Raw genomic sequence first — 13,515 nt, 5'->3', positions numbered from 1 at the left:
ATCAGTCCTCCTCGTCCAGGATGCGCGGCACCCGGAAACGGCTCTCGTACGCGTCCGGAGCGCCGGACAGCGCCGCGTCCTGCGTGAGGCTCGTGGTGGGGACGTCCTCGCGGTACACGTTGGTCAGCGGCACCGAGTGGGAGGTCGGCGGGATGTCCTCCGCGGCCACCTCACCGACCCGCGCGACCGACTGCAGGATCACGTCGAGCTGCCCCGCGAATCGATCGAGCTCTTCTTCGGTCACGGCGAGCCGCGACAGGCGCGCCAGGTGCGCTACCTCTTCGCGGGAGATGGCGGCCATCCTGCCCCCTCATCGTTTGACGGTTTAACTGCCGGGCCTGAGTCTATTTCGCCGCGATTCCCGGGCTTGACCGGGCGGTACCGCCGGCGCCACGTGGCGAGATCGGTGGCCGGCATGGGACGGGCGTGGAACCAGCCCTGCGCCGTGTGACAGCCGGCGGCCGCGAGCATCCGCCAGGTGGCCTCGTCCTCCACGCCCTCGGCGACGGCACGCAGCCCCAGCGAGTCCGCCAGGCCGATCACCGAGCGGACGATCGCGGCATCGCCCCGGTCGGTGGTCATGCCCAGCACGAACGAGCGATCGATCTTCACCTCGGCGAGTGGCAACCGCCGAAGATGCTGCAAGGACGAGTAGCCGGTGCCGAAGTCGTCCAGCGAGATGCCCACGCCCATCCGGCTCAGCCGGGTGGTGGTCTCCAGGACCCGGTGCGGGTCGGCCATCAGCGCGCTCTCGGTGATCTCCAACTGCAGAAGCTCAGCGGGTACGCCGTGCCGGCCGAGCAGCGCGCCCACCCGGTCCGCGATGTCCCCGGCGTGCAGGTCGCGAGCGCTGACGTTGACCGCGGCCCGCAACGGCACACGGTCCCGCCGCCAGGCCGCGAGCTGGGCCACCACCTCCTCCAGCACACGGGCGGTGAGCAGACGCATCACCGGGGTCGGCTCGGCCGCGCGGAGCAGTTCCTCCGGGCCGACCGTGCCGCGCCGCGGGTGCCGCCAGCGCAGCAGCGCCTCCACGCCGACCACCTCGCCGGTCGCGATGGCGACCTGCGGCTGGTAGTAGAGGACTATCCCGTCGTCGGGCGGGTCCCGGCGCAGCGCGGTGCGCAGGTCGGCGACCAGGGTGAGCTTGTCGGGGGTGTGCTCGGCCACGTCCGGCCCGTGCACGGCGACCTGGTCACCGCGCTCCTTCGCCTCGTACATGGCCGACTCGGCCTCGCGCAGCAGGGTGCTGTCGTCGCGGCGGCCGGATTGCAGTGATATCCCGATCGAGGCGCTCAGCTCGACCGGGGTGCCGTCCAGCGGGAACGGGCGGCTCAGCTCGTCGGTCAGGTGCTGCGCGATGCGCCGGGCCGAAGCCGGGTCCTCGACCCGGGTGGCGAGCACCGCGAACTCGTCGCCGCCGAGCCGGACCACCAGGTCGTGGGTGGGCACCGCGGCGGTCAGCCGGTCGGCGACCCGGGTCAGCAGCCGGTCCCCGGCGCCGTGGCCGAGGGCGTCGTTGACCGTGCGGAACCGGTCCAGGTCGATCAGGAGCAGGGCGCGGCGCCGGTCCGGGTCCCGCTCGGCCATCGCGGCCTGGAGGCCACGCCGGTTGGGCAGGCCGGTCAGCGGGTCGAAGCGGGTGGCCCGCTCGAACTCGCCGGCCCAGCGGACCATCCGGTGTACGGCGTGCAGCGCCAGCAGGGCCAGCGGCAGCAGGGCCGGGCTGACCCGGGCCGCGACCAGCACCACCGGGCCGAGCAGCAGCAGAGCCGCGGTGGCGAACAGGTCGGCGTGGCCGCGGCGGCGCCGGCGTGGCGGAGCGTCCGAGGTCAGCACCCGGGCCACGGCGGCCACCGAGTACCGGGCGAGCATCCAGGTGACGGCGGCCGCGCAGATCAGCACCGCCGCCCACCAGCCCGGACTGTCGTCGACGCGCAGCGACACCAGGTGGGCGACGGTCGACGCGGCGATCAGCGCCGCGGCGTGCTGCACGGTCAGGTGCAGGGTACGCCGGGGCGAATGCCGCATCCGGGCGCCCGCCACCGCCACCGCCACCGTCTGCACGGCCACCGCCGGCAGCGCTCCCCAGGCGAGGGCGATGCCGAAGGTGAAGCAGATCGAGGGCAGGATCACCGAGCTGGCGCGGCGGCCTGGCACCACGTAAGGCCGGGCGTCCACCACGACGGCCAGCACCGCCATGGTCCAGAAGGCCGGTGACAGGCCGCCGCTCGCCCAGATCAGCGGGACGGCGGCCACCACGGCCGGCACGGTGGTGACAAGCACAGCACGACGGTGGTCCGGACCGGCCAACCGTGGGCGAGCGGCATCCATGCGACCTCCACGATGGCCTCGATCACCGATCGCCTACACCATAGATCCATATGGCGCTTTTTGTCCGAAAGCACCTAAACGTTGTTAGACGTCGGTTAGCTCTCAGACGTGCGATCCGCCGGGATTCACCCTTCCGGGGTGCTCTCGGCCACCGCTCTGGCCGCCTCCGGACCGTCCGTCAGCAGAACCCCGAAGCCCGCCTCGTCGAGCACCGGCACCTTGAGAGCGAGCGCCTTGTCGTACTTGCTGCCCGGGTTGTCGCCGACCACCACGAACCCGGTCTTCTTCGACACCGAGCCGGTCACCTTGCCGCCCCGGGTGGTGATCTCCTCGGCCGCCCTGTCGCGGGTGTAGCCGGCCAGGGTGCCGGTGACCACGACGGTAAGGCCGTCCAGCGTGCGAGGGCCGGTCTCCACCCGCTCGTCGGCCATCCGCACGCCCGCGGCCCGCCACTTCTCGACGATCTCCCGGTGCCAGTCGACGGCGAACCACTCACGCAGGCTCTCGGCGATGATCGGGCCGACGCCGTCCACCTCGGCCAGCGGGTCGACGACCTTGACGGTCCGCTTGACCACCGCTTTCCCGGTCATCGCCGGGTTCTCCGCGACCTCGGCTCCGTCCGGCTCCTCCGCGACCGCCGGCACCAGCGCCTCGACCTCGGGCAACGCCGCCGTCCGCGCGACGATCTCCTCGATCGCCTCCATCGCCTCGTATTCCAGGGCGAGCGCCTCCGCCGCCGTCGGCCCGACATGCCGGATCGAGAGCGCCCGCACGATCCGGGCGAGCGGCCGCCCCTTCGCCTCAGCCAGGCTCAGCAGCATCTTCTCCGCGTTCGCCCCGAGCGTTCCGTCCTTTTTCACGAAGAACGGCGCCCGGAGCAGGTCGTCGGCGGTCAGCGTGAACAGATCACCCTCGTCGAACAGCACACCCGAATCGATCAGCGCGTGCGCCGACTTCTCCCCCAGCACGTCGATGTCCAGAACATTGCGCTGCCCGATGTAGGTCAGCCGCTCCCGCCGCTGCCCCACACAGAACCGCGAGTTCGGGCATCGGATGTCGATGTCACCCTCTTTCGCCGGGGCCAGCGGCGTCCCGCAGTCGGGGCACTCGGTCGGCATCACGAACGCCCGCGCATCCGCCGGCCGCAACTCCAGCACCGGTCCGAGGATCTCCGGGATGACGTCACCGGCCTTGCGCAGCACCACGGTGTCGCCGATCAGCACACCCTTGCGGACCACCTCCTGCGCGTTGTGCAGGGTGGCGAACTCGACCTCCGACCCGGCCACCACGACCGGTTCCACCACCGCCTGGGGTGTGACCCGGCCGGTGCGGCCCACATTGACCCGGATGTCGAGCAGCTTGGTGGTGACCTCCTCCGGCGGGTATTTGAACGCGATCGCCCACCGCGGCGCCCGGCTGGTCGACCCCAGACGGCCCTGGATCGAGACGTCGTCGACCTTCACCACCACACCGTCGATGTCGTGCTCGACGTCGTGCCGGTGCTTGCCGTAGAACTCGATGAACTCGCGCACCCCGGCCAGGTCGTCGACCAGCCTCCACCGCTCGCTGACCGGCAGGCCCCACGCCTTCATCGCCGCATAGGCCGCCGACTGCGAGGCCGGGCTGAACCCCTCCCGCGCGCCCAGCCCGTGCACCACCATGCCCAGCCCGCGCGACCCGGTGACCCGTGGATCCTTCTGCCGCAGGCTGCCGGAGGCGGCGTTACGGGGATTCATGTACGTCGCCTTACCCTGCTCCACCAGCATCGCGTTGAGCGCCGCGAACGCCTCGGCCGGGAAGTAGATCTCGCCGCGCACCTCGACCAGGTCGGGCACGTCGTCACCGGTCAGCCGCTCCGGGATGTCCCCGATGGTCCGCACGTTGGGGGTCACGTCGTCGCCGACCCGCCCGGTGCCACGGGTGGCGGCGCGGACCAGAACGCCCTTCTCGTACGTCAGATTGATCGCCAGGCCGTCGATCTTGAGCTCGCACAGGAACCGCACCGGGCCGCCGGCGTCCCGCACCGCGCGCTCGGCCCACGCGGTCAGCTCCTCGAGGTTGAACACGTTGTCCAGCGACATCATCCGCTCGGCGTGCTCGACCTTGGGGAAGTCGCCGGTGGCCGTGCCGCCGACCATCTGGGTCGGCGACTCGGGGGTGCGCAGCTCCGGGAACTCCGTCTCCAGCGCCTCCAGCTCGCGCAGCAGGAGGTCGAACTCCGCGTCCGACACCGTCGGCGCGTCGAGCTCGTAATAGCGGTGCTGGTGCTCCCGGATCTCGTCGGCCAGCTCGGCATGCCGGGAAGATGCCTCTGGTGTAGCCACTGAACCGAACCTCCGTGTCAGGAATACCTAGGTGGCACGGTAGCCCCACCCCCTGACACTTTCCGCGTTCAGACCTCGGCGATCCGGCGGCCGGCCTCCGTGCACGCTTTGAGCAACGCGCGGACGTAGCCCATCGGCGCGCCGGCCAGCCCACAGGCCGGGGTGATCACGACCTGCCCGGGAAGCCGGGCGGCCGGGAAGCCGAGCCGCTGCCAGAGGGTCCGCACCCGGTCGGCGATCTGTTTCGACTCCGGACGGCGGCCGGCGACCGGACGGGTCGGCGCCGCCCCGGCGAAGATTCCCAGCCCCGCCTCGATCGCCTCACCGAGCGGGTCGAGGTCCTCGAGCAGCGACAGGTCGAAGGCGACCGCGGCGGCGCGGGCGTCCCGGATCACCTGCAACGGCATCTCGGGCGCGCAGCAGTGCACGATCACCGGGGTGCCGACCGCCTCGACCACGCTGCGCAGACGGGACGCGGCGTCCGGTCCGTCCACCGTCCGGTAGGCGCTGAGCCCGCTCTCGGTCGGCACCTGCCCGGCCAGCACGGCGGGCAGCGACGGCTCGTCGAGCTGGAGCACCACGGTGGCCCCGGGCACCCGCTTGCGCACCTCGGCCACGTGCCGGCGCAGCCCCTCGGCCAGCGAGTCGGTCAGATCCCGGACCGCGCCCGGGTCCCGCAGCATCCGCCCGCCGATCGGCAGGTCCAGGTTCGCGGCCAGGGTCCACGGCCCGGCGGCCTGGATCTTCAGCGGACCGGAGTATCCGTCGGCCTGCTCGGTGAGCTGGTCCAGATCGCGTTCCAGCAGATCCGCGGTGCGCCGCAGGTCCTGGCCCGGCCGCGAGGCGATCTGCCAGCGGCCGGCGTAGACCTGCACCGGCAGCTCGACGAGGAACCCGGCGGTCCGGCCGATCATGTCGGCGCCCGGGCCGCGCTCGGGCAGCTCGGGCAGGTGCGGCAGGCCAGGCAGCTCGCCCAGCACGATCCGCTGGGCCTCGGCGATGTCGGTGCCGGGCAGCGAGCCGATGCCGGTGGCGACGCCCGCGCCCCAGGGGAACTCAGGCATGCGACGACATCCGGGAACCGGCCGTGATGGTGGCCGAACCGAGCACGATGTCGCCGCCCGCGTCGGGCTGGTAGGCGACGATCGCCTGACCTGCGGCGACGCCTCGCGCCGGCGACTTCAAAGTGGCGACCAGGGCATCGGAGGCGACCGACACCGAAGCCGGGACCACCTCGCCGTGCGCCCGCAGCTGAACCTCGCAATCCAGCCGAGTGTCCACGCCGTGCCAGATCGGCCGGTCGGCGGTGACCACGTCGACCTCCAGATCCTCACGCGGGCCGACGGTCACCGTGTTGGTCACCGGGGTGATCGACAGCACGTAGCGCGGGCGGCCGTCGGCGGCCGGAACCCGCAGGTCGAGGCCCTTGCGCTGGCCGACGGTGAACCCGTACGCCCCGTTGTGGGCGCCCAGCCGCTCGCCGGTCCGCCCATCCACGATGTCGCCCGGCGCCGACCCGAGGCGGCTCTCCAGGAACCCGCGGGTGTCACCGTCGGCGATGAAGCAGATGTCATGCGAATCCGGCTTGTCGGCCACGGCCAGCCCACGCTCGGCGGCCTCGGCCCGGACCCGCTCCTTCGTCGAGTCGCCGAGCGGGAAGATCGCCCGGTCGAGCTGGGCCCGGGTCAGGACGGCCAGCACATACGACTGGTCCTTGGCCAGGTCGACACTGCGCCGCAGCAGGCCGTCGGCGCCGAGCCGGGCGTGGTGGCCGGTGACCACCGCGTCGAAGCCCAGGGCCACCGCCCGGTCCAGCACCGCCGCGAACTTGATCTTCTCGTTGCAGCGCAGGCAGGGATTCGGGGTCCGGCCGGCCGCGTACTCGTTCACGAAGTCGTCGACGACGCTGTCGTGGAACTCCTCGGCCATGTCCCACACGTAGAACGGGATGCCGATCACATCGGCGGCCCGGCGGGCGTCCCGCGAGTCCTCCAGGGTGCAGCAGCCGCGCGCCCCGGTCCGGAACGTCTGGGGGTTACGGGCGAGCGCGAGGTGCACGCCGGTGACATCATGGCCGGCGTCACGGGCGCGCGCGGCGGCGACCGCCGAATCGACACCGCCCGACATGGCTGCGAGAACACGCATGGTCCCAGCCTATCTGGATGTCTTCCAGGCCCCCGCCCGGCGGGCGCGTTCCACCGCGCCCGGCAGCGCCGCGAGCAGCGCGTCCACATCCGCCTTCGTGCTGTCGTGCCCCAGGCTGAACCGCAGCGACGAGCGGGCCCGCGGGTCGTCGGCGCCCATCGCCAGCAGCACGTGGCTCGGCTGGGCCACCCCGGCCGAACACGCCGAACCGGTCGAGCAGTAGACACCCTGCGCGTCCAGGAGCAGTAGCAGCGCGTCGCCCTCACAGCCCGGAAAGGAGAAGTGGGCGTTGCCCGGCAGCCGGTCGGCCGGGTCGCCGTTGCGGATCGCGTCCGGGATCGCCGCGCGCACCCGCTCCACCAGGTCGTCGCGCAGCGCCGCCACCCGGCTGACGTGCTCCTCCCTGCTGGCGACCGCGGCCTCCACGGCCGTGGCGAAGGCCACCACGCCCGGGGTGTCCAGGGTCCCGGATCGCACGTCCCGCTCCTGACCGCCACCGTGCAGCAACGGCGTGCAGGTCACGTCCCGGCCCAGCAGCAGCGCGCCGACACCGACCGGACCGCCCACCTTGTGCCCGGTGAGGGTGAGCGCCGCGGCGCCGCTCGCCGCGAAGTCCACCGGCACCTGCCCGACCGCCTGCACCGCGTCGGTGTGGAACGGGATCCCGGCGGCCGCGGACAGCGCCGCCAGCTCGGCGACCGGCTGCACCGTGCCGACCTCGTTGTTCGCCCACTGGACGCTGACCACGGCGATCTCGTGACCGTGTGCCCGCACCAGCTCGGCGAACGCCTCCGGATCCACCCGCCCGGCCGCGTCCACCGGTTGCAGTGCCGTCTCGGCGCCCTCGTGCCGCCCCAGCCAGTCGACCGCGTCCAGCACGGCGTGATGCTCGACGGCCGAGGCCACCACACGGCGCATCCGCTGATCGGCATCCCGCCGGGCCCAGAAGATCCCTTTGACCGCTAGATTGTCCGCCTCGGTCCCGCCACCGGTGAAGATCACCTCGGACGGCCGGGCCCCCAGCGCCGCCGCGATCCGCTCCCGCGACTCCTCGACCAGGCGCCGGGCCCCACGACCCGCCGCATGCAGCGAAGACGGGTTTCCAAGCTCACGCGCCGCGGCGACATAGGCGTCGAGCGCGGCCGGCAGCATCGGCGTGGTCGCCGCATGATCCAGGTAGGCCATCGCCTCCAGCTTAGGCCGTTCTCCTGTCACCACTACCGTCCGAGCCCTCCCAAGATCAAAATCACCACCCCGCTCCGGTACGCCGTTCGCCGCTCCCGACCACAGCACGCCCGTGGTGCGGTCGGGAGCCGCGAACGGCGTACCGGATCCGGGTTGGAAAGCGAACGGCCCGGCGCAGGAACGCCGGGCCGAGCACGTGCGGGTCCCGGGTGATCGGCCACCCCGCGAGGGTGGGCGATCACCCCGGGCCGTGGGACTACTTGCGCTTGCGGATCTCGTCGGCCGCCTGCGGGACGACCTTGAAGAGGTCGCCGACCACGCCGAAGTCGGCGAGCTCGAAGATGGGCGCCTCGGCGTCCTTGTTGACCGCGACGATGGTCTTCGAGGTCTGCATGCCGGCCCGGTGCTGGATCGCGCCGGAGATGCCGAGCGCCACGTAGAGCTGCGGCGACACGGTCTTGCCGGTCTGGCCGACCTGGAACTGGTGCGGGTAGTAGCCCGAGTCGACGGCCGCGCGGGACGCGCCGACGGCGCCGCCGAGCAGGTCGGCGAGCTCCTCGACCAGCTTGAAGTTGTCGGCGTTGCCGACGCCGCGGCCACCGGAGACGACGATGCCGGCCTCGGTGAGCTCGGGGCGGGAGCCCTTCTGCTCGGCGACCCGCTCGACGACCTTGGTCAGCTTGTCGGTGTCCGACGCGGCCACGGTCAGCTCCTCGACCGCCGGGGTGGCGGCAGCCGGCGAGGGGGTGACCGAGTTCGGGCGGATGGTGACGATCGGCAGGCCCTTGGTGACCTTGGACTTGACGATCGCCGAGCCGGCGAAGATCGCCTGGGTGGCGGTGCCGTCGGCGTCGAGCCCGACGGCGTCGGTGAGCAGGCCGTTGTCCAGCTTGATCGCCAGGCGGGCGGCGATCTCCTTGCCCTCCTGGGTGGAGGCGAGCAGCACGGCGGCGGGCTGGACCCGCTTCACCAGCTCGGCGACCACGGTGGCCTTGGGGGCGACCAGGTAGCCGTCGACGTCCTCACCGGACGCCGTGTAGATCTTCTCGGCACCGAACTCGCCGAGCTTCGCGGTGTCGGCGTCGCCGAACACGACCGCCGAGACGGACCCGAGGCCACGGGCGATCGTCAGCATCTCGAGGGTGACCTTCTTGACGCCGTTCTCGACGACGACCAGTACTTCAGCCATTGTTCTCTATCCCCTCGGACTCAGACGAACTTCTCGGTGGCCAGGTAAGCGACGAGCTGCTCGCCACCGGTGCCCTCGTCGACGACCTTGGCGCCGCCGGTACGGGCCGGGCGCTTCGAGTACTCGAGGACCTGGCTGGTGGCGCCGGCGGAGCCGACCTCACCGGCGGAGACGCCCAGGTCGCCCAGGGACAGGCTCTGCACCGGCTTCTTCTTGGCGGCCATGATGCCCTTGAAGGACGGGTACCGCGGCTCGTTGATGGTGTCCCAGACGCTGACGATCGCCGGGGTGGCGGCCGTGACGACCTCGTAGCCCTCGTCGGTCTGCCGCTCGACGGTCAGCTGGGAGCCGTCCACGGTGAGCTTGCGGGCGCCGGTGAGGGCGGCCACACCGAGCAGCTCGGCCAGCATGTGCGGGACGACCTGGACGCGGCCGTCGGTGGACTCGGCGCCGCTGATGATCAGGTCGGCGTTCAGCGTGCGCAGCGCGGCGGCGAGCACCTTGGAGGTGGCGACCGCGCAGGAGCCGTGGAGGGCGTCGTCCTGCACGTGGACGGCCTTGTCCGGGCCCATGGAGAGAGCCTTGCGGATGGACTCGGTCGCGCCGGCCGGCCCCACGGTCAGGACGGTCACCTCGCCACCGTGCGCCTCTTTGATCTTCAGCGCTTCCTCGATGGCGTATTCGTCCATCTCGTTGATGACGTTGCTCGCCGACGCCCGGTCGACCGAGTAGTCAGCGCTAAGGGTGCGCTCGGCACCGGAGTCGGGCACCTGCTTCACCAGTACGACGATGTTCATCGCGCTCCTAGGACTCTCCTGTATTGGACGCACCGTTGCGGTCGACCCTGTCCACGGCCGCCGAAGTTGCCGGACGGCGGACATGTCAGCCAGGTTACCCGTCAGTAGCATCGCTGTTGCCGGCCACCCAGAGTGACACACCTCACCCATGCCCCGACCGTGATCGCTACAGTGGGCAATGAGGAGGTGTCAGACATGTCCGGTCAAAACGTCTCACTCGTGGAGGGCGTGCGCCCATCCACGACCCATACTCCCTCACGTCCCGAAGAGCCGAAGCCGCAGTCCCATGGACGAGGCGGCCCGGACTCTCCGTGGTGCCTCTGCGGGCGCCCACGGGAGGCCTGCGTGAGTGACGAAGTCCGCAATCTGTGGCACCACCTTCTTGACCCGATGGGTCGATAATCAACGGTGTGTTGCGAGAGTGGTTCAACCCGTCACAGACAGGCACCACTCCGGACTACCGTTTCTCCCTCGCCAACGAGCGCACCTTCCTCGCCTGGATCCGGACCGGCCTGGCGCTGATCGCGGGCGGCCTGGCGTGCGCGCAGTTCCTGCCACCACTGCCGGTGCGCCACCTGCGCGAGATCATCGCGATCCTGCTGCTGGTGCTCGGCGCCCTGGTGGCGCTGCGCGCGGTCGACCACTGGGTGCGGACCGAGCGGGCCATGCGGCTCGGCACCGACCTGCCGCGGTCCCGGTTCCCGGCCGTGCTCGCCGTCGCGGTGGCGGCCGGCGCGGTGGTGATCATCGCGGCGGTGCTGGTCCAGGTCTTCTGAGATGAGCGAGCCGTGCGGTCAGCACACCCGGGACCCGGGGGCCTGCGCCCGTGTGCCCCGCGATCCGGGCGCCTCCGCGCTGCGGACCCGGCTCGCCTGGCGGCGTACCGGCCTGTCGGCGTCCGCGGTGGCGCTGCTGGCTCTCCGGCCGGCCTTCGCGCCCGGCGCCGGCCCGGCCGAATGGCTGGCGGCGGCGGCCTCGATGACGACCTGGGCGGCGATCGTGGCGATCGCCCTGCACCGGGGCCGGGACCTGCGCACCCGGTTCCCCGGGCCGGCGCCCCGCCCGATCCGGGCCTACGCCTTCCTCATCGTCGCCCTGGCCGTCCTCGGCGGATGGGTTGTCATGCTCTGATCGTCGCCGACCCGGCTTTCGAGGAGCATCATTGCGGCATGGTCCGGTTGTTCATCTTCTTGGCCGCGGCAGCCCTCGTCCTGCTGATCCTGGCCCTCATCAGCGCCCTGTCGGCGGAGCGGGTCCGCAACGTGCCCCGCGCCGTCTGGATCCTCGCGATCCTGCTGATACCGATCGCCGGACCGACCGCCTACCTCCTGTGGGGCCGCCCGATGAGCCGGTCCCGCCGCCCGATCCGCCGCCCCTCGTCGCCGGACGACGACCCGGACTTCCTGCGTTCGATGGACAGCGAGCAGTCCCGTCGCGACCGTCAACTGCTCGACGAGTGGGAGCAGAACCTCCGGCAGGACGACGAGCCGGACCGTCCGTGAGGCCGGTGCCCCCGGTCAGAGTCCGAGCAGTCTCCCGATGTCGGTGAAGACCTCGACGGCGTCCTGGTCGAACGGTTCGCCGTTGCCGTAGCCGTAGGCCAGGATCAGCGCCACGATCGGCACGGTCACCATCACGATCATGCTGAGCAGCATCTGGATCGCGCGGCTGAGACGCCCACGGCGGCGCACCCGGGCCGGCCGCGGCTGCGGCTGGGGATTGGGTTGGGGCTGCGGAGCGGACACGACCGCGCGGGCGGGCGGTGAGACCGGGCGGGCCGAGCCCACGGCGGGCGAGACCGGCCGGGCGTGTGCCACCACCGGCTGCTGCGGCCGGGGCACGCGCCCCGGCTGCCGGGGCTGCCTCGGGGGTACGGGAGTCCGGCTCTCGTGTTCGGGAGGACTGGTGGCGACCGTCGCGTCCGGATCGGAACGCCAACTGTCGGCCGCGTGCGGCCACGGGTCCACCGGGGGAAGCAGGTGCGGTGGGGTGTCGGCGGGCGGCCGCGGCCGGGACGGACGGTCCTGCCGCGGGGGCGGGCCGTCGGCACGCGGCCGGTGGTGCGGTGGCGACTCGGCCCGGCCGGCGCCGGGCAGCGCCGGCACGTCGACGGCGGTCGCGGACGGAACGGCCGGAACAGGCGTGGTCAGCGGCTTGCCCGCCAGCACGGTCGGGCGGTCGGCCTCCACCGGTCCCGGGGGCGACGCCGGCACCGGTTCCTTCGCGACCGATTCGTCCGCGACATCCGCGGGGCTTGCCAGGACCGTCGGCTGGTCGCGCTCGACCACCTCGGTCCGGGCCGCCTCGGGCTCGCGCTCCACGGGCGGCGCCGCCAGCACGGTCGGCCCGTCCTCCTCGGCGCGGGCCGGAAGGTACTTGGAAGGCAGCCGCAACTCCTCGGTGGGCCCGGGCGCGGCCGGCTCGGTGGTCAGCAAGGCGGCCCCGGCCAGGATGCTGCCCTCGGCCACGACCAGCTCGGGCTGCTCGATCACCACGGGCGGGTCGCCGAGCGCCCGGTGCAGCAGGGTCGCCACCAGCGGGATCCGGCTGGCGCCGCCGACCAGGAACACCCCGGCCAGCCGCCCGTCCGGCAGGTCGGCCCAGCGCAACAGGTTCCGGGTGATCTCGACGGTCTGCTCCAGCACCGGCCGGGCCACCGTCTCCAGCTCCTCGCGGGTGAGGTGGGCCTCGATGTCGAGCAGCGGCACCACGAAGTCGGCGGCCTGCGCCCGGGAGAGCCGCTCCTTGGCGATCCGGACGTCGTCCCAGAGCTGGCGGCGGGCCCGGCGCTCCTCGACGGTGGAGGGTTCCATGAGCCGGGCCCAGTCGCCGGTGCGCAGGTGCTCGACGACGGCCGCGTCGACGTCGAGGCCGCCCAGATCGTCACGCCCGTCGACGGCGAGCACCTCGAAACCGGACGAGGTACGCGCGACCACGCTGGTGTCGAAGGTGCCCGCGCCGAAGTCGTGCACCACCACGACCGAGCCGATCGGCACGTCCCGCCCGAGCACCTCGGCGAAGTAGGTGGCCGCGGCGACCGGTTCGGCGACCAGGCGGGCGCCCTCCAGCCCGGCGCGGGCGGCGGCCTCGGCGAGCAGGGTGCGGCGGGCCGCTCCCCAGGTGGCCGGGCAGGTGAGGGTGACCTCCGGCCGGTGCGGCCCGACCGCGCGGTGCCACTCCTCGGCGACCCGGGCCAGGACCGCGGCGATCAGCTCGACGGTCTCGAACTCCCGCTCGCCGAGCAGCACCAGCCCGTCGTCGACACGGCGCTTCGGGTTGGGCTCGAAGCGGGCCGGGTCGAGCCGGGCGCTGTGCACCGCGTCCCGGCCGACGAGCAGGCTGCCGTCCGAGTCCGCGAAGACGGCCGACGGCAGCAGTGGGGAGCCGTCGACCAGGATCGGGCGGGCACGGCCGTCCGGCCATCGCGCCACGGCGACGGTGTTGGAGGTGCCGAAGTCGACGCCGAGGGCGTACCGCTTCGGACCACCCTGGTCGATGGGCATGCCCGCAGTCTAGGCAATGACAGCCCGCTTACGATCCC

12 protein-coding genes are annotated in these 13,515 nt (G+C 72.4%); 3 read left to right on the top strand and 9 right to left on the bottom strand.

The annotated features are described in order from the left end of the window. Position 1: 1 nt before the first annotated feature. From gatC to KZ829_RS35195, 8 genes are all read right to left on the bottom strand, one after another. Positions 2 to 301: an Asp-tRNA(Asn)/Glu-tRNA(Gln) amidotransferase subunit GatC gene (gene gatC / locus KZ829_RS35230; protein WP_183216699.1), complete on the bottom strand. Its 300-nt coding sequence runs from the start codon at positions 299 to 301 to the stop codon at positions 2 to 4. Then, positions 274 to 2,286 carry a putative bifunctional diguanylate cyclase/phosphodiesterase gene (locus KZ829_RS35225; protein ID WP_308285792.1) on the bottom strand — a complete coding sequence of 671 codons (2,013 nt, stop codon included), beginning with the start codon at positions 2,284 to 2,286 and terminating at the stop codon, positions 274 to 276. Before KZ829_RS35225 ends, gatC begins: the two co-directional genes overlap by 28 nt. 173 nt (positions 2,287 to 2,459) lie before the next feature. Next, complete coding sequence (gene ligA, locus KZ829_RS35220) at positions 2,460 to 4,679, bottom strand: NAD-dependent DNA ligase LigA (protein ID WP_220148186.1); 2,220 nt, start codon at positions 4,677 to 4,679, stop codon at positions 2,460 to 2,462. A 47-nt stretch (positions 4,680 to 4,726) separates the two neighbouring features. Continuing rightward, a complete protein-coding gene (locus KZ829_RS35215) occupies positions 4,727 to 5,722 on the bottom strand; it encodes a methionine synthase (RefSeq protein WP_220148162.1) in 996 nt (331 codons plus the stop codon). Continuing rightward, the gene (gene mnmA, locus KZ829_RS35210) at positions 5,715 to 6,803 is read right to left on the bottom strand and encodes a tRNA 2-thiouridine(34) synthase MnmA (protein WP_220148161.1); all 1,089 of its coding nucleotides are present in this window, start codon (positions 6,801 to 6,803) and stop codon (positions 5,715 to 5,717) included. Before mnmA ends, KZ829_RS35215 begins: the two co-directional genes overlap by 8 nt. A 9-nt stretch (positions 6,804 to 6,812) precedes the next feature. Further along, complete coding sequence (locus KZ829_RS35205) at positions 6,813 to 7,988, bottom strand: cysteine desulfurase family protein (RefSeq protein WP_220148160.1); 1,176 nt, start codon at positions 7,986 to 7,988, stop codon at positions 6,813 to 6,815. Between the two features lie 256 nt (positions 7,989 to 8,244). Continuing rightward, positions 8,245 to 9,177, bottom strand: a complete 933-nt coding sequence (locus KZ829_RS35200) for an electron transfer flavoprotein subunit alpha/FixB family protein (protein ID WP_220148159.1) — start codon at positions 9,175 to 9,177, stop codon at positions 8,245 to 8,247. 20 nt (positions 9,178 to 9,197) lie between these two features. Beyond that, entirely contained in the window at positions 9,198 to 9,974 is a 777-nt protein-coding gene (locus KZ829_RS35195; protein WP_183216711.1) for an electron transfer flavoprotein subunit beta/FixA family protein, read from the bottom strand. Between the two features lie 410 nt (positions 9,975 to 10,384). On the opposite strand from KZ829_RS35195, the gene KZ829_RS35190 reads away from it, so the two are divergent. From KZ829_RS35190 to KZ829_RS44250, 3 genes are read left to right on the top strand one after another with little or no spacing between them, the layout of a single operon-like run. Next, positions 10,385 to 10,750 carry a YidH family protein gene (locus KZ829_RS35190; protein ID WP_372441801.1) on the top strand — a complete coding sequence of 122 codons (366 nt, stop codon included), beginning with the start codon at positions 10,385 to 10,387 and terminating at the stop codon, positions 10,748 to 10,750. A 1-nt stretch (position 10,751) separates the two neighbouring features. Then, positions 10,752 to 11,105 carry a DUF202 domain-containing protein gene (locus KZ829_RS35185; RefSeq protein WP_183216712.1) on the top strand — a complete coding sequence of 118 codons (354 nt, stop codon included), beginning with the start codon at positions 10,752 to 10,754 and terminating at the stop codon, positions 11,103 to 11,105. A gap of 38 nt (positions 11,106 to 11,143) precedes the next feature. Continuing rightward, positions 11,144 to 11,476 carry a PLD nuclease N-terminal domain-containing protein gene (locus tag KZ829_RS44250; RefSeq protein WP_220148158.1) on the top strand — a complete coding sequence of 111 codons (333 nt, stop codon included), beginning with the start codon at positions 11,144 to 11,146 and terminating at the stop codon, positions 11,474 to 11,476. A 15-nt stretch (positions 11,477 to 11,491) separates the two neighbouring features. On the opposite strand, the gene KZ829_RS35175 is transcribed toward KZ829_RS44250, so the two are convergent. Next, on the bottom strand, positions 11,492 to 13,477 hold the full coding sequence (locus tag KZ829_RS35175) for an Hsp70 family protein (RefSeq protein ID WP_246636789.1): 1,986 nt from the start codon (positions 13,475 to 13,477) through the stop codon (positions 11,492 to 11,494). Positions 13,478 to 13,515 lie beyond the last annotated feature (38 nt).

Origin of the sequence: Actinoplanes hulinensis (genome assembly GCF_019429605.1) — a bacterium.
Taxonomy (GTDB): Bacteria; Actinomycetota; Actinomycetes; order Mycobacteriales; family Micromonosporaceae; genus Actinoplanes; species Actinoplanes campanulatus.
Note: the sequence above shows the minus strand (reverse complement) of the source record. Positions and strands in the feature narration are given on the sequence as shown.

Bases quoted from the DNA above. Each gene is read 5' to 3' on its own strand.
- gatC (WP_183216699.1), bottom strand. From the start codon at position 301: ATGGCCGCCATCTCCCGCGAAGAGGTAGCGCACCTGGCGCGCCTGTCG.
- KZ829_RS35215 (WP_220148162.1), bottom strand. From the start codon at position 5,722: ATGCCTGAGTTCCCCTGGGGCGCGGGCGTCGCCACCGGCATCGGCTCG.
- mnmA (WP_220148161.1), bottom strand. From the start codon at position 6,803: ATGCGTGTTCTCGCAGCCATGTCGGGCGGTGTCGATTCGGCGGTCGCC.
- KZ829_RS35205 (WP_220148160.1), bottom strand. From the start codon at position 7,988: ATGGCCTACCTGGATCATGCGGCGACCACGCCGATGCTGCCGGCCGCG.
- KZ829_RS35200 (WP_220148159.1), bottom strand. From the start codon at position 9,177: ATGGCTGAAGTACTGGTCGTCGTCGAGAACGGCGTCAAGAAGGTCACC.
- KZ829_RS35195 (WP_183216711.1), bottom strand. From the start codon at position 9,974: ATGAACATCGTCGTACTGGTGAAGCAGGTGCCCGACTCCGGTGCCGAG.
- KZ829_RS35185 (WP_183216712.1), top strand. From the start codon at position 10,752: ATGAGCGAGCCGTGCGGTCAGCACACCCGGGACCCGGGGGCCTGCGCC.
- KZ829_RS44250 (WP_220148158.1), top strand. From the start codon at position 11,144: ATGGTCCGGTTGTTCATCTTCTTGGCCGCGGCAGCCCTCGTCCTGCTG.
- KZ829_RS35175 (WP_246636789.1), bottom strand. From the start codon at position 13,477: ATGCCCATCGACCAGGGTGGTCCGAAGCGGTACGCCCTCGGCGTCGAC.